This window comes from Burkholderia sp. BCC1977 (assembly GCF_905339595.1).
Classification (GTDB): domain Bacteria; phylum Pseudomonadota; class Gammaproteobacteria; order Burkholderiales; family Burkholderiaceae; genus Burkholderia.
Genome location: NZ_CAJPGQ010000042.1, coordinates 56,876 through 72,337, shown reverse-complemented (window position 1 = coordinate 72,337; position 15,462 = coordinate 56,876). Strand labels below are relative to the sequence as shown.

The window sequence follows — 15,462 nt, the reverse complement described above, 5'->3', positions numbered from 1 at the left end:
TGTAGAACGGCGCGTCGCGCTCGTCGAGCACCTTCGTGAACGGCTTGTGCCAGCTGAGGCCCTCGCGTGCGAGTCGCCCCCAGAAGCCTTCGTAATCCTGCTCGGCGTCGGCGGCCAGCGCGCGGTAGGCCGGCATGCCGGAAAGGGTGGCGCGCTCGCGCGTGTCGGCCGTCGGTTCGAAGATTCGGCGTTCCTGCAGGATCGATACGAGGGCAGTCAAGGTGTTCTCCATGGAAATCGTAGGGGGTGGCCTGACTGTTGAAACGCAACTTGCATGCCAATCGTGGGGGTATTCGGCCGGAACGGCGTGCGTGCGCGTCGTTGTGCGGGTCTCGTCGATCGATATGCAGTGCAAAGCATTTAAAGGCGGAATGCTCGGCGTTCTTGCCGACCTGCGTGTTGCGTCGAAATGCAGCAGCGGGTGTTGCAGGTGTCAACACGGCGCACGATGCGCGACGTGCACGCCGCCGGCCGGACGCCGTGCTATGCGATGAACGACCGGAGCATGCCGAGCGCGTCGGATGCGCGAAGCCGCGCGAGCGCCGACGCCTCGATCTGCCGCACGCGTTCGGCGGACAGGTTCAACTGGCGGCCGATGTCGCGCAGCGAGCAGCCTTCGTCGGTGTGCAACCCGTAGCGCAGTCGCAGGACCATCGCCTCGCGCGGCGGCAGCCGGTCGATCGCGGCCGCGATCGTAGTGCGCAACTGGGTGGCGCCGGCGGCGTCTTCGGGCGACGGCGACGACAGGTCCGGCGCGACGTCGGCGAATGTCATGTCGCCTTCCGGCGAAACCGGCAAGTCGGCCGACAGCGGTTCCTTCACGATCGCCATCAGGTCGCGCACCCGGTCGACCGGCTCGCCCATGTGGACGGCCAGTTCGGCCGGCGTCGCGGCCGTGCCCGCGCGTTGCCGATGCTCGCGCGCGACGCGCGTCAGCTTGTTCAGTGCGTCGACCGTATGCGTCGGCACGCGGATCGTGCGGCCGAGGTCGGCGAGCGCGTGCGTGATCGCCTGCCGGATCCACCAGGTCGCGTAGGTCGAGAACCGGAAGCCGCGCCGGTAGTCGTAGCGCTCGATCGCCTTCAACAGGCCGATGTTGCCTTCCTGGATCAGGTCCGCGAACGGCAGCCCGCGGTCGGGATAGCGCTTTGCGATCGACACGACGAGCCGAAGGTTCGCGTCGAACAGGCCCGTCCTCGCCGGCTGCATCGCGCGCTCGATCGCGGCGAGCCGTGCATCGAGCGACGCGGTCGCGCCGGGCGGCAGTGCCGACGCCGGGGCATCGCGCACGATCGCGGCGCGTGCGTCGACGAACTCGGCCGCGCGTCGCGTCAGCGTCGGCCCGCAGGCCGGATGCGCGGCAATGCACGACGCGAGCCAGCCGGCGTGATCGTCGTCAGTCGACTGCGCGAACGACGGCGGGATGCCCACGTCGGCCAGTATCCGCGCCAGCCGGCTCCGTAGCGCGCGATGGCGGCGCGCACGGTGGCGCAACGGTTCGCTCATTCGTTCGAGTGCGCGGGCGGACAGGCACAGCGTGCCGAGCAGCGCCGCTGCGGCGCGGACTTGCGCGCGATACGCGGCAGAAGCGGTGCCGCCCGACACCAGCGCCGCGCGCATGCCGTCCGCGAGCGCGTCGAGGCGTGCGAGCCGCGCCACTACGGTGTCGCGCCAGGCCGAATCCTCCGGTGGGGTCTCGTCGTCGCGAGCGGGCTCGTCGGTGGAGGCGGGCGAAGCGGCCGCATCGGCGTTACCGGACGGTCGATCGTCGTGCATGCCGTCGGCGAGAAAGATCACATAGGTCGATGCGGCGGTCCGGCAATCGGCGATCTCGGCGCGGATCGACACCAGCGCGTCGAGCGCGGCGGGATCGCCGCACAGCACCGCGACCGACGCCGCGCGGCCGCGCTCGATCCGCTGCGCGTACGCGAATTCCTCGTCGCGCGTGAGAAGCGGCGTCGTGCCCATCTCGCGCAGGTACAGCCGGACCGGGTCGGTCGTGCGCGGCGCGAGCAGGTCGGCCGCGGCGAGCGTGCCGGCGCCGTCGACCCATGCACGCGCGGGCGGCACGGGCCGGAAGTAGCGCTCGAGCGTCCAGCCGCTCGCGGTATCGGCGCTGTCGCACACCGCGATGCCGAGTTCCGCGAGCACCGTGGCGGCCGCATCGATGCCGCTTTCGTTCGCATCGTCGTCGGACAGCGCGTCGATGATGTCGCCGTGCGTGACGAAGCCGCGCGACAGGCCGGTCGCGATCAGCGCGTGCAGATGCGCGACGGCCTGCGGCGGCGCGCCGTCGTCGATGCCGGCCGCGGGCACCGGTGCGTGCCGCGCCGGCAGCCCGTCGCGCGACACGTCACGCGCGCTTCGCATACACGTTGCACCAGCCGTCCGCCGCGACCAGCTTGCCGCCGAACATCGGACACGTGCCGGCGGCATCCGCCGCTTCGCCCTTGTAGAAGCGGCAGTTGGTGCAGCGCTGGCCGGCCTGGTATTTCGGGAACTGCGCGGCGTCGACGCTGGACGCATGCGCACGATAGCCGAGCGTCTTCGCGGCGGCGTCGTTCTCGTCGACGAGCGGCGGCGCCGCGCGTGCCGTGCGTGCGGCGGCGAGCGTCGCGCACAGGCCGATGGTGTGGATGATGAAGGTTCTGCGAGAGGTCGGGTACGTCACGGTCGTTTCCTGGTGAAGATGAAATCGTGGGGAGGGGGCGGCCCGCGTCGCGTGGCGAAGCCGCTTGCCCGGTGTTACTGGCTCGCGTCCTTGTGCGCCGCGGGACCGGCGACGAGCGGCGCGGTCGACGCGCGTGCGGTATCGGCCGTCAGCGTGTTCTTGCCGGCGACATAGCCGTTCGATGCGAGCAGGAAGGCCATCAGGTCCGCGTAGTCTTCGTCCTTCAGCTTGCCGGGCTGGTCCGCCGGCATGTTGGTCGCCATGTAGCCGAACACGCCGCCGATCGTCAGGTGCGAATGCGACAGCGGCGCGAACGACGGGCCGCTCAACGCGGGCGCGGTGTTGCCTTCGAGGTCGGCGCCGTGGCATTTCGCGCATGCGTTGCCATAGAGTTCCTTGCCGTGCGCGGCCTGGGCGGCGTCGAACGCAGGGGCCGGGTCGCCGGTGCTCGCGGCGACGCGGATGAAGCCGCCGCCGGCGGGCACGTTGCGCGCGCGCAGGAGGCCACCCGAGGGCCGGCCGCCGGCCGCGATCGCGCCGTCGAGGAAGCGCGACGGCGCGTGCGACTCGTGTGCTTCGAGCGCACTGCCGGGCAGCGCCCACTTGCGGGTCAGCGCGGCGAGCCGGCCGTTGTGCTTCATCTGCGTGAGCGCCGCGTCGATCCGCTGCTGCAACGCCGCCGAGCGCGGCGCGAACGCGAACGTGAGCTGCCACTCCGCATACGGCGACGACGTCGCGCCGATCCGGAACGCCTGTTTCGGATGCGCGGCCTGATACGCGATGACCGCCGGATACCAGACGATCGCGCGATGCGCGCGGCCGCGGGCGACCGCGTCGACCGTTTGTTCGGACGTGTTCTCGAGATCGAAGCGCGCGTTCTTCTGCTGGACCGCGATCAATTGCGCGGGGCTCGCGTAGGTCGCCGCGACGATTTCCCGGCCGGTCGCCGGTGTGCCGGCGTCGCGGCGCGTGACGCTCACGTAGCCGGAGCGCAGGTAGCCCTGCGAGAACAGCAGCTTCGTGTCGGATGCGTCGGCAATGGCCGAGCGCGGGAAGCCGGCGAGCACGTCGCAATCGCGTTCGAGGATGCCGGCGAGTTCGTGCGCGGATACGCCGTCGTCGTCGCTGCCGCCGGCGTCGTGCGCGGCGAACGTCGCCGCGATGCCGGCCGTGCGGAACACGTCGCGGGCGACGGCCTTGTCGAGCGCGGCCGTCGGCGTACCGGGCAGCGAGCAGATGCGCACCGGCGTCGCGGCCGTGGACAGCATCGGGGTCAGCGCCGTGCCTGCCGCGAGCGCACAGGCCACGGCGAGGCGGGAAAGTCGGATGTTCATGTTCGTACGCCCGGTTGAAGAGGAGAGTGGGGGGCACCCGCGCCGGCGGCGCGGGTGCGATGCGGACGACCGGCAGCGATCAGCCGCGGTCGAGGGCGAACACGTACAGCGTGCCGCCGCGCGGCACGTCGTCCGCCGCCTTGGCCATCGGGCCGCCCCAGATCGGATTGGCGCCGCCGTAGCCGGCGAGCACTGCTACGTACTCCTTTCCGTCGACTTCGAACACCGACGGCTGCGCGATGATCCCGCTCGCGAGTTTCGGGCTCTCCCACAGCACCTTGCCGCTGGCGACGTCGAACGCGTACAGGTGGCCGTCGAGAGAGCCGCTGAACGCGAGGCCGCTCGCGGTCGTCGCGACGCCGCCGTTCCACGGCAGCTTGCTCCAGTGGCTCCACACCTTCTTGCCGGTGTTCACGTCGATCGCCTGGAGTTCGCCGTAGCCTTCGCTGCCCGGCTCGGGCTTGATCTCGAAGCCTTCGCCGAGATAAGGCAAGCCTTCCATGTAGTTGACCGACTTGCCCGACAGGCTCATGCACGCATGCAGCGCCGGGACGATCGCGAGATGGCGCACGGGGTCGTACGACATCGACCACCAGTTCTTGCCGCCGAGGAAGCTCGGGCACGTGTCGATCGTCGTGCCGACCTTCGGGTACTTCGCGGGATCCTGGATCGGCGCGCCGTCTTCCGTGTAGCCGGTGACCGACGTGGCCTTCACGAACGGCTCCGCATAGATCAGCTTGCCGGTGTCGCGGTCGATCGCGTGGAAGTAGCCGTTGCGGTCCGCATGGACGATCGCATCGTGTTCCTTGCCCTTGTACTTGATCGTCGCGAGCACCGGCGTGTTGACGCCGTCATAGTCCCAGGTGTCGTGCTTCGTGTACTGGTAGTGCCACTTGAGGTCGCCGTTCTTCGGATCCAGCGCGAGCAGCGAATCGGAGTACAGGTTGTCGCCCGGCCGCAGGTCCGCGAGCCACGGCCCCGGGTTGCCGACACCCCAGTACAGCGTGCGCGTCGCTGCGTCGTAGGTACCGGTCAGCCAGGCCGGTGCGCCGCCGTGCGCCTGCATCCCGTCGGGCCAGGTATCGGCGTGCTTCTCGCCCTGGCCGGGGATCGTGAAGCGCTTCCACAGCAGCGTGCCGTCGTTCGGGCTGAGCGCCGCGATGAAGCCGCGTGCGCCGTATTCGCCGCCCGAGCTGCCGACCACGATCGCGCCGTCGAGCGCGAGCGGGGCGAGCGAGAACGCGTAGCCGAGCCCCGGTTCGAACATCTGCTTCTTCCACACGAGTGCGCCGGTCTGCGCATCGAGCGCGGCCACCTCGCCGCTCAGCATCGCGACGTAGACGTTCTTGCCGTACAGCGCGACGCCGCGGTTCACGACGTCGCAGCAGGCCGTCTTGAACGATTCCGCGCCGAGCTTCGGCTCGTATTTCCACAGCTGCGCGCCGGTGGCCGCGTCGAACGCGTACACGTTGTCCTTCGGCGTGGTCACGAACAGGTAGCGGCCGTTGACGATCGGCGTGGCCTCGAAACCCTGCTTCAGCTCGGCCGGAAACTTGTAGCTCCACGCCTGCGTGAGCTGCTTCACGTTCGACGCGTCGATCTGCTTGAGCGGCGAATGCGCCTGGCCGCTGTACGTGCGGTAGTAGGTGAGCCAGCCCGGATCGCGTTGCGCATCCGTGAGCCGCTGGTACGTGACGGCCGGATAATCCGCGGCCGCGTCCACCAGGCCGGGATTCAAGGCGATCGCGGCTGCCGCCGCGATTCCGATCGTTGCCAGTCGGCTCGTCGAAGCCGAGAGTTTTTTCATGGTTGTCTCCTGAGTCATTGTGGTCGCACCGCGGCCAACACCTGGCCGGGCCGGCAGGGGTGGGGATCCGGGTCCAGTGCGCAGCCAGTCACGCAAATCGCATGCCACTGCGGCGCGCACCTTGCCGCGCAAGGCGGAGCGGCGGATTGCGCGTGCCGGGGCGACGCGGGCGGCGCGGTGCGGGTGATCCGTGTGTGTTGCGTTCGGGGACAGCCGCGGGCCGGGTGTTGCGAAACATGACAGTGCGGTGAGCCGACGTGAGCATCGCGGCGGTCATGCGCGAGTGCCTGCCTGAACGGAGAAATGTGTGGCGGAGGGAAGGCGGTCGACGACGACGGTGTGAGTCGATAGCGTGCTGCTGTCCAGTACGACGGACGCATGCGATGGACGGCGTGCCTCCGGCGGCGCGTTCGATCCGAACGACGAGCACGTACGCGGTGACTTGAACACCGGCGGTTGATCCAATTTGACACAGATGCAACAGGGGTGGCACGAACGGCAACAAGTGTGCGGTCGCGTATCGACGCGTGGTGGCTTCGACTGGCGCCGGCCGGGCGATGCGGGTGTCGGCATGCTTCTTGCCGTTCGAACCGGCAACGATTCCGCGCCGCGAGAAACCGCCATGCCTGTCCCGATTCCGTCCGATGCCGACCGCAGGACCGACCGCCGCCGCGTGGTCGCGCTCGCATGCGGCATCGCGCCGGTCGGCCCGCATGCGGCGGCGATCGAGGTGTCGCAGGCCGCGCGCGCACGCGAACCGTTGCACGCCGTCGCGCTGGCGGTAGTCGCCATCCATGCGGCCATCACGGTCGCGCTGTGGCATGCGTGGGTGCCCGCTGCACACCCGACGCCGCCCCGTCCGCTCGCCGTCGAGGTGGACGCGAGCGAATCCGCGCGGATTGCAGAACCGGGCGAGCGGCGCCGTACGGATGGCGCAATACCGGTTCCTCCCGTGCATGGGCCTTCGCCCGGGCTCCGCGAAACAGTCATGCATCGGGAGATTCAGCCGAACCTGGCGGCGCCTCGTCGGATCGACCACGCAAGTTCTTCGCGCCAGCCCCCGGCCGCAGCCGCCGTTGCGCAGCCGGACGGTGAATTTCAGCGAACCGGGCCGGTACGGGAACCGGCAGCGCCGGCCGCCGCACACGCATCGGCCGATACCATGCCGCCGATCGCACCATCGTCAACGGAAAGCGAACCCGTCACCGCACCGCGCTTCGCGGCGGCCTACCTGCGCAACCCGGCACCCGATTACCCGGACGTCGCGCAGCGGCGCGGCTGGGAAGGCACCACGATCCTGAACGTGCATGTACTCGCGAATGGCCGGCCCGACCAGGTCCTGCTGTCGGCGAGCAGCGGACACGACGCGCTCGACGATGCGGCCGTCGCGGCGGTCACGGACTGGCGCTTCGTGCCGGCGAAACGCGGCACGGCATCGATCGACGGCTGGGTCAGGGTGCCGGTCGTGTTCAAACTCGGAAACTAGGGAGTCCGACATGTCTGATTACATCCATTACGCGGTTGTCGGTGCGTTTGCGCTCCTCGCGGTGCTGTCGGCGCTCACGTGGACGCTGATCGTCGTCAAGGCGCTGCTGGTTGCGCGCATCGCGCTCGGCAACCGCCGCTTTGCCGCGGGCCGCGGCGATCGCACGGCACTGTCGATGCCGACGGACGACGAGGCGGCGGCCAGCCAGAACGCACGCCTGCAGCGCGCCGTGTGCACCGCATTGCGCGATCTCGACGCCCCCGATCCGGACGCGCCGGCCACGCTGGTCGCGTGGGACCGCCGCGACCTGCTCGAACGTACGCTCGCGCGCGCGATCCGGCGCGAGCAACGGCCGCTCGAGCGCGGGCTCACCGTGCTCGCGTCGATTGCGAACGTCGCGCCGTTCGTTGGCCTGTTCGGCACCGTGTTCGGCATCGTCCATACGTTGCAGTCGATGACGGCGTCGGCCACGAACGGCATCGATGCGATCGCGGGGCCGATCGGCCAGGCGCTGGTCGCGACCGGGATCGGCATCGGCGTCGCGATTCCGGCCGTGCTGGCTTACAACCTGTTCCTGCGGCGGCTCAAGACCGTGACGGCCGGGCTCGACGAGTTCGGGCAGGACCTGATCGCGCTGGCCGAACAGCGCCGGTTCCGGATCGACGCGCCGGTGCACGCCGCGTTGCCGGCGGCCAGCAACGCGGGCGGCGTGCGCCGGGCGGCCGTATGAGGACGGATGACCGCGAAGCCGACGCGGGCGAACCGCTCGGCGAGATCAACGTGACGCCGCTCGTGGACGTCGTCCTCGTGTTGCTGGTGATCTTCATGGTCGCCGCACCGCTGATGACGCATGCGATCCGCGTCGACCTGCCGAAGGCAGCCGCGCCGGCGCGATCCGGATCGACGGCGCGCCGGTCACGCCGGCCGAGGTCGAAGCCGCGCTGGCACGCCGTGTTTTTCACGATCCGCAGACGAGCGTCAGCCTGCACGCGGACCGCAACGAGTCGTTCGGCACCGTGGCCGGCGTCATCGCGTCGATCGGACGCGCGCGTGTCGCGCATGTCGCGATCGCGACGGCGGACGGCGATGCCGGGCCGGTGCGATGAAGCGAACGACGTCGGCGGAGACGAGCGCGAATTAATCGATACGGACAACGATATAACGACGTTATAAAAATAAATGTGGAGACATGGAGATGAATGAAACCGATGGGGCGAAGCGCCGCCTCGCCGCCCGGCGCGCGGGCGTCATGCTGTGCTTCGGCGGCATGCTCGGCGGCTGGCTGACGCCCGCGTCGGCGCAGGTCGAACCGGCCGGCAGTGTCGATGCGCCGATGCTCGCGCCGGTCGTCGTCGTCGGCACGACGCCGCTGCTCGGGATCGGCACACCGCTGTCGCGCGTGCCGGCCAACGTCCAGACGATTCGCGGCGAGGACATCGCGCGTCAGCACGACAGCGTATTGACCGACTACTTCGAGAAGAACGTCACGAGCGTCGACATCAACGAGGCGCAGGGCAACCCGTACCAGACGGATGTGAACTACCGCGGCTTCACCGCGTCGCCGGTCGTCGGCACGCCGCAGGGGCTGTCGGTGTTCGTCGACGGCGTGCGCGTCAACGAGCCGTTCGGCGACGTCGTGAACTGGGACCTCATCCCGCAGGCGGCGATCGACACGATGCAGCTGATCCCGGGCTCGAATCCGACCTACGGGCTCAACACGCTCGGCGGCGCGCTCGCGATCACGACGAAGAACGGCAGGACGAGCCCGGGCGGTGCCGCGCAGGTGTCGGTCGGCGCGTGGGGACGCAAGACCGCGCAGATCGAGCAGGGCGGGCGCATCGGCAGCCAGCTCGACTACTACGTGACGGGCAACGTCGCGAACGACAACGGCTGGGCCGATCACAACGCGAGCCGCGTGCGGCAGGGATTCGGCAAGCTGCGCTACACGGATGCCGATACGACGCTGTCGATCTCGGCCGGCGGCGCGGATAATGCGCTGCAAGGCTCGCAGACGATTCCGCGTTCGTTTCTCGACAATCGCGCGCAGGCCTATACCTATCCCGACCTGAACCGCAACAGCGCCGCGTACGTCACCGTGTCGGGCGACCATTCGTTCAACGACCACGTGCAGCTCAGCGGCAACGTCTATTACCGGCACTACCGCAACACCAACATCAGCAGCAACGTGAACGACGATTTCGGCAGCGTCGACGACAGCGGCGCCACCGACACCGTGCAGGCGACCAACGACCGCTCGGTGATCACGACCGACAGCTACGGCGCGAACCTGCAGCTGACGCTGCTCGGCAAGCTCGCCGGCATGGACAACCAGTTCGTCGTGGGTGCATCCGCCGATCTCGCGAACTCGCGGTTCGAGCAGGCGTCGCAGGATGCGATGTTCACGGATACGCGCGCGACGGTCGGCATCGGCGACTTCACGCAGACGACCCGCGCGAAGACGCGCAACGCGAACTACGGCGTCTACTTCGACGACACGCTCGCGCTGACGCGGCAATGGTCGATGACGCTGGCCGGACGCTACAACTGGTCGCGGGCGGCGATCGAGGACGTGAGCGGCCTGCAGCCGCTGCTCACCGCGCGCCACACGTTCTCGCGGTTCAATCCGGCCGTCGGCGTCACGTGGAATCCGGTGCCGGGCTTCACCGCGTATGCGACGTACAACGAAGGGATGCGCTCGCCGACCGCGATCGAGCTCGCGTGCGCCGATCCGGCCGCGCCGTGCTCGTTGCCGAACGACTTTCTCGCCGACCCGGCGCTGAAGCCGGTGATCGCGAAGACGATCGAGCTGGGCGCGCGCGGCCGGGTGGGCCAGGCGACGACGTGGAGTGCGGCCGTCTACGACACGACGCTCGACGACGACATCCAGTTCATCAGCAGCAACGGCGGCGCGAGCACGCTCGGCTATTTCCAGAACGTCGGCAAGACGCGCCGGCAAGGCTTCGAACTCGCGGGCCATACGCGGCTGGGGCCGGTCGGCATCGGCGTCAGCTACAGCTATGTCGACGCCAGCTACCGCTCGGCGTGGACCGAAAGCAGCGCGAGCAATTCGAGCGCCGATGCGCACGGCAACATCGTCGTCCGCTCCGGCGACCGCATTCCCGGGATTCCGTCGAGCACCGTGAAGCTGCGGCTCGACTATGCGGCGACGCCGAAATGGAATGTCGGGACCAACATCACGTATCGCAGCGGCGTGTTCGCGCGCGGCGACGAGAACAACCAGGACATGAACGGCAAGGTGCCCGGCTATGTCCTGATCGACCTCGACACGACCTGGCAGGTCACGAAGCATCTGCAGCTGTTCGCGTCGGTGACCAACCTGCTCGACAAGCGCCATGCGAGCTTCGGGATGCTCGGCCGGAACTTCTTCAACGGTCCGAATCATTCGTTCGACGGGCTCAACCCCGTCGACGAGCAGTTCGTCGGGCCGGGTGCGCCGCGCGGCGCGTGGATTGGCGCGCGCTATGCGTGGGACTGAGCGGGCGACTCCACGGGCGGTGGCGCGCCTGCCGTGTCGGTCGGAATCTGGCGCACCGCGCGCGCGACGCCACGCGCGAGCGCATCGTCGCTCGCGAGATGCCCGGCCGGCACGCGCTCGACCACGGCGGCCGGCACCGCGCGCGCGAGCCGATCGACGTTGTCGACCGGGCACACGCGGTCGCGCGTGCCGTGCACGGCGTGCAACGGCACGCCGGCTTGCGCGGCCTGTCGCGCCAGCGCCAGCAAGCGGCGTTCGCCGAGCCAGCAGTTGCGTTGCAGGTAGTGCGCCTGGATCCGGTATTTGTCTATCAGCCGGTCGATGGCGGGTTGTGTCGGCCGCCTGCCGCGCGCGGGCCGACCGGTCAGGATCGCGTCTTCATACGCGTTCCAGGCGAGCGCGACCGCGCGTTGCCGTGCCGCGCCGGCGCCCGGCTGGAGACGCCGCGCGCAGCAGGCGATCAGCCGATCGGCGCGCGCGGTGCCGGCGGCGGCCGTCAGGCGCTGCCAGGCCCGCGGCGCCCGTGCGCGCGCACCGACGAACAGGCCGCGCACTTCGCGCGACGACGTGAGGAACAACCCGCGCAGCACGACGCCGGTGACGCACGACGGATGCTGTCCCGCGTAGGCGAGCGCGAGCGCCGCGCCCCACGACCCGCCGACGACGCCCCAGCGTGCGATGCCGAGCTGCGCGCGCAGCGCGTCGAGATCGCCGATCAGCCGCATCGTGTTGTTGTGACGCAGGCTGCCGCGCGGCGTCGATGCGCCCGCGCCGCGCTGGTCGACCAGCACGACGCGCGTGCGCGTCAGGTCGAACAGGCGCAGCACCGCCGGCCGGCTGCCGCTGCCGGGCCCGCCGTGCAGCACGACGACCGGATCGCCGTGCGGGTTGCCGGCTTCGGTCCACGCGATCGTGCATGCATCGCGGGACAGGCGGCGCATGGGGAAGGCGGAGAGGCGGCTGCGTGATTGCGTCATGTCGGCCGGGAGTCAAGGGAAAGGCGACGGCGCGAAGCGGCCGTGCTGGAATCGTATGAAGCCAGAATCGCGCCAGTGATGGAGATAGGGATTCGTCTCGGTAGCGGCACGCGTGCGTTTCACGCTATCACGTCGACCATGCTCGCGGCACGCCGCGTCGAATGCATGCCGGTGTCGTCATTTCATTTTCCTTTCAATTCCGGCCAGGCGGCGATGCAACGAAACAAGGCCGCGCGCGCATCCCGTCGTGGCCCGATGTTTGCTTGTATCAAGGACAAAGAGTCCGGCACCGACCGGAGGATCCCCGGAGGAGACAATGCGCGATGACGTTCATCCGACGGCCAACGCACGGGCCACGCATGCGCCCGGCTGGCCGACGCCGACGATCCAGAAGTCCCATGAGCGGTCCGAGACGTTCGGCCTGCAGGCGTCGGCACGTCCCGACTACGACCTGCTGTCCGGCGCCGCGCTGGCGCTCAAGCGCGAGCAGAACCGCGTGCTGTGCGTGCATGCGATGCCCGTGATGGAGACGCTGCACGAGCAGATCGTCAATACGCAGAGCATGATCGCGCTGACCGATGCGGAAGGGCTGATCCTGCATTCGATCGGCGACGACGATTTCCTGCGGCGCGCGGAACGGGTCGCGCTGCGCCCCGGCGCGAACTGGGCGGAGAGCCGGCAGGGCACCAACGCGATCGGCACCGCGCTCGCGGAGCTGTGTCCGATGGTCGTGCACGGCGACCAGCACTTCCTGGCCGCGAACCATTTCCTGACCTGCTCGAGCGTGCCCATTCTCGATCCGTACGGCGACGCGATCGGCGTGCTCGACGTGACGGGCGACCACCGCAGCTATCACCAGCACACGATGGCGCTCGCGAAGATGTCGGTGCAGATGATCGAGAACCACCTGTTCACGACGACCTTCCAGGAGACGCTGCAGGTGTCGTTCCACGGCCGCCCCGAATTCCTCGGAACGTTGATGGAAGGGATCGTCGCGTTCACCGCGGACGGCCGCTTCCTGTCGGCCAACCGCAGCGCGCAGTTCCAGCTCGGGATGCCGCTCGCCGCGCTGCGCGCGCATACGCTCGCGTCGCTGTTCGACGTGACGAGCGCGCAGCTGATCGACCGGATGCGCGCGAGCACCGAGCCGCACGTGTCGCTGAACCTCGGCAACGGCGCGGTGGTCTGCGCGCGCGTGCAGTTCCGGCGCGCGTTGCGGGCCGAGGGCAGCCGGCCTGCCGAAGTGCACGACGGCGCCGCGCCCACCGCGCGGCCGCCTGCCGCGCAGGCCGCGGCGAGCCTGTCGCGGCTCAGCTATCTCGACACCGGCGACCCGCAGGTCGCGGCGGTGATCGCGAAGGTCCGCAAGGTGATCGGCAAGGACATTCCGGTGCTGATCACCGGCGAGACCGGGACCGGCAAGGAACTGCTCGCGCAGGCGATCCACAACGACTCGCCGCGCCGCGACGGGCCGTTCGTCGCGGTCAACTGCGCGTCGATTCCGGAAACGCTGATCGAGTCCGAGCTGTTCGGCTACGAGGAGGGCGCGTTTACCGGCGCACGCCGCAAGGGCGCGACCGGCAAGCTGCTGCAGGCCAACGGCGGCACGCTGTTTCTCGACGAAATCGGCGACATGCCGTATCCGCTGCAGGTGCGGCTGCTGCGCGTGCTGCAGGAGCGCATCGTCAATCCGCTCGGCTCGACGAAGGCGATCGGCGTCGACATCGCGATCATCTGCGCGACGCACCGCGACCTGCGCGACATGATCGCGCAGAACCGCTTCCGCGAGGACCTGTACTACCGGCTCAACGGCCTCGTCGTGCGCCTGCCGCCGCTGCGCGATCGCACGGACCTCGCGGTGGTCGTCCAGAAGATGCTGCAGCGGGAGACGTTGTCGGGGCCCGGCCGCCGGCCGCTGAGCGTCGCGCCCGACGTGATGGCGCTGTTCGAGCGCTGCGCGTGGCCGGGCAACTTCCGGCAGCTCGCGAACTTGCTGCGGACGGCGGCCGCGATGGTCGACGACGACTGCGAGATCCGTTGCGAGCATTTGCCGGACGATTTCTTCGACGACGTGCGGCGCGACGGCGGCCCGGAAGTGCAGGGCGCCGGTGCGTCGTCGCTTGCATCGGAAGCACCCGCGAGCGCGACCGTGAGCGCAGCCGCGGCCGGTGATGCGCGGCTGCAGGACGTGGCCGCATCCGCGATCGCGGCCGCGCTCGCGCGTCATGGCGGCAATGTGTCCGCCGCCGCACGCGCGCTCGGCGTGTCGCGCAACACGATCTATCGCAAGATGCCGGCCGCCGGGCCGGATGCGCTGGAGCCGGATGAACCCTGACGGCCGCCGCGACTGTCACACCGGTGTGTCAGGTTGCAACACCCGGTGTTCAAGGATTCAACACTTGCTCAACCGGCCGCGCATGCAGTGAACCGTCGTTCGACGGATCCTGAAATATTTGTGTATGTAAATCGTAAGAATGCCGGTGTGGTGAGCACCCGGCGGCTGCCGCACGCCTGCGCACCTCGTTGCACGACGCCTGTCCTGCCCCGGCACGCTCCTTGCTGAATGGGTATCGGCCGCTCGATCGATGCGGTTTTTTCGACTCACCTACTCAACCAGGAGACACATCATGCAATGGACCACCCCGGCTTATACCGACCTGCGTTTCGGCTTCGAAATCACGATGTACATCGCCAACCGCTGATCGACGCGCGCAGTGCCGCCCGCATCGACGGACACGATGCGGGCGGCACCGGGAGCACACGCAGATGAAGATCAAGATACTCGGCTCGGGCGCCGGCGGCGGACTGCCGCAATGGAACTGCAACTGCGGCAACTGCCGTCGCGCGCGGGCCGGCACCGACGGCATCGCGCCGCGCACGCAATCGTCGATCGCGGTCAGCGGCGACGGCATCGACTGGGTGCTGGTGAATGCGTCGCCGGACATCCTCGCGCAGCTGCGCGCCGCCCCTGACCTGCAGCCGGCCCGCGCGATCCGCGACAGCGCGATCGTCGCCGTCGTGCTGTGCGACGCGCAGATCGATCACGTGACGGGCCTGCTGATGCTGCGCGAACGCACGGCGCCGCTGCCGCTGTACGCGAGCGCGCCGGTGCTCGACGACCTGTCGACCGGGCTGCCGCTCGTGCCGCTGCTCGGCCACTACTGCGGTGTCGACGTCCACCCGATCGCGCCGGGCCAGCCGTTCGCGATAGCGGGCGCCGGCGGCCTGCGCTTCACCGCCGTGCCGGTCGACAGCAAGCCGCCGCCTTATTCGCCGCGCCGGGAGGCGAGCGTGCCGGGCGACAACATCGCACTCCTGATCGAAGATACGGAGACCGGCCGGCAGGCGTTCTACGCGCCGGGGCTCGCCGACGTCGACGACGGCGCGCGCGCCGCGATGCGCGACGCCGATCTCGTGCTGGTGGACGGCACCTTCTGGACCGGCACGGAGATGATCGACCTCGGCCTGTCGTCGAAGCATGCGGCCGAGATGGGGCATCTCGCGCAGTGCGGCGACGCGGCGCGGCCGGGGATGATCGACCGGCTTCGGCTGTTGCCGGCGCAGACGCGCAAGGTCCTCACGCACATCAACAACACGAATCCGATTCTCGACCCCGGTTCCGCGCAGTGCGCGCAGTTGCGCGAGCACGGCATCGAGGTCGCCCACGACGGCATGCAATTCGAGGTTTGAC

The 15,462-nt window shown here is 69.4% G+C and carries 13 protein-coding genes and 1 pseudogene; 8 read left to right on the top strand and 6 right to left on the bottom strand.

The features are described 5' to 3' along the window. The 5 genes from U5771_RS27760 to U5771_RS27740 all read right to left on the bottom strand — a co-directional run. The coding region (locus tag U5771_RS27760) for an acetyl-coenzyme A synthetase N-terminal domain-containing protein (protein WP_322026937.1) at positions 1-232 on the bottom strand (232 nt) is incomplete at its 3' end. Positions 233-483: 251 nt separating this feature from the next. Further along, positions 484-2,370 (bottom strand): sigma-70 family RNA polymerase sigma factor, encoded by a 1,887-nt coding sequence (locus U5771_RS27755; RefSeq protein ID WP_322026936.1) that lies wholly within the window; start codon positions 2,368-2,370, stop codon positions 484-486. Then, positions 2,354-2,671 carry a high-potential iron-sulfur protein gene (locus U5771_RS27750; RefSeq protein ID WP_322026935.1) on the bottom strand — a complete coding sequence of 106 codons (318 nt, stop codon included), beginning with the start codon at positions 2,669-2,671 and terminating at the stop codon, positions 2,354-2,356. Before U5771_RS27750 ends, U5771_RS27755 begins: the two co-directional genes overlap by 17 nt. Before the next feature lie 74 nt (positions 2,672-2,745). Continuing rightward, complete coding sequence (locus U5771_RS27745; protein ID WP_322026934.1) at positions 2,746-4,005, bottom strand: c-type cytochrome; 1,260 nt, start codon at positions 4,003-4,005, stop codon at positions 2,746-2,748. A 79-nt stretch (positions 4,006-4,084) separates the two neighbouring features. Next, positions 4,085-5,812, bottom strand: coding sequence for a methanol/ethanol family PQQ-dependent dehydrogenase (locus tag U5771_RS27740; protein WP_322026933.1), 1,728 nt, complete (start codon positions 5,810-5,812; stop codon positions 4,085-4,087). A gap of 730 nt (positions 5,813-6,542) precedes the next feature. Here U5771_RS27740 and U5771_RS27735 point away from each other — a divergent pair. The 4 genes and pseudogenes from U5771_RS27735 (at position 6,543) to U5771_RS27720 (ending at position 10,794) form a co-directional block, all read left to right on the top strand. Then, positions 6,543-7,298 carry an energy transducer TonB gene (locus U5771_RS27735; protein ID WP_322026932.1) on the top strand — a complete coding sequence of 252 codons (756 nt, stop codon included), beginning with the start codon at positions 6,543-6,545 and terminating at the stop codon, positions 7,296-7,298. A gap of 10 nt (positions 7,299-7,308) precedes the next feature. Next, a complete protein-coding gene (locus U5771_RS27730) occupies positions 7,309-8,028 on the top strand; it encodes a MotA/TolQ/ExbB proton channel family protein (RefSeq protein WP_322026931.1) in 720 nt (239 codons plus the stop codon). Then, a pseudogene (locus U5771_RS27725) lies at positions 8,025-8,404 on the top strand (biopolymer transporter ExbD). The gene U5771_RS27730 and the pseudogene U5771_RS27725 overlap by 4 nt, the downstream one beginning before the upstream one ends. An 89-nt stretch (positions 8,405-8,493) precedes the next feature. After that, on the top strand, positions 8,494-10,794 hold the full coding sequence (locus U5771_RS27720) for a TonB-dependent receptor (protein ID WP_322026930.1): 2,301 nt from the start codon (positions 8,494-8,496) through the stop codon (positions 10,792-10,794). On the opposite strand, the gene U5771_RS27715 is transcribed toward U5771_RS27720, so the two are convergent. Continuing rightward, positions 10,779-11,771: an alpha/beta fold hydrolase gene (locus U5771_RS27715; RefSeq protein ID WP_322026929.1), complete on the bottom strand. Its 993-nt coding sequence runs from the start codon at positions 11,769-11,771 to the stop codon at positions 10,779-10,781. The two genes, U5771_RS27720 and U5771_RS27715, sit on opposite strands and share 16 nt — an antisense overlap. Before the next feature lie 42 nt (positions 11,772-11,813). Here U5771_RS27715 and U5771_RS27710 point away from each other — a divergent pair, with 42 nt between their 5' ends. From U5771_RS27710 to pqqB, 4 genes are all read left to right on the top strand, one after another. Further along, positions 11,814-12,098, top strand: coding sequence for a hypothetical protein (locus U5771_RS27710; RefSeq protein ID WP_322026928.1), 285 nt, complete (start codon positions 11,814-11,816; stop codon positions 12,096-12,098). Continuing rightward, on the top strand, positions 12,088-14,106 hold the full coding sequence (locus U5771_RS27705) for a sigma-54-dependent Fis family transcriptional regulator (protein ID WP_322026927.1): 2,019 nt from the start codon (positions 12,088-12,090) through the stop codon (positions 14,104-14,106). The genes U5771_RS27710 and U5771_RS27705 overlap by 11 nt, the downstream gene beginning before the upstream one ends. A gap of 292 nt (positions 14,107-14,398) precedes the next feature. After that, entirely contained in the window at positions 14,399-14,473 is a 75-nt protein-coding gene (gene pqqA, locus U5771_RS27700) for a pyrroloquinoline quinone precursor peptide PqqA (protein WP_006410019.1), read from the top strand. A gap of 64 nt (positions 14,474-14,537) precedes the next feature. Continuing rightward, positions 14,538-15,461, top strand: coding sequence for a pyrroloquinoline quinone biosynthesis protein PqqB (gene pqqB / locus U5771_RS27695; RefSeq protein WP_322026926.1), 924 nt, complete (start codon positions 14,538-14,540; stop codon positions 15,459-15,461). Position 15,462 lies beyond the last annotated feature (1 nt).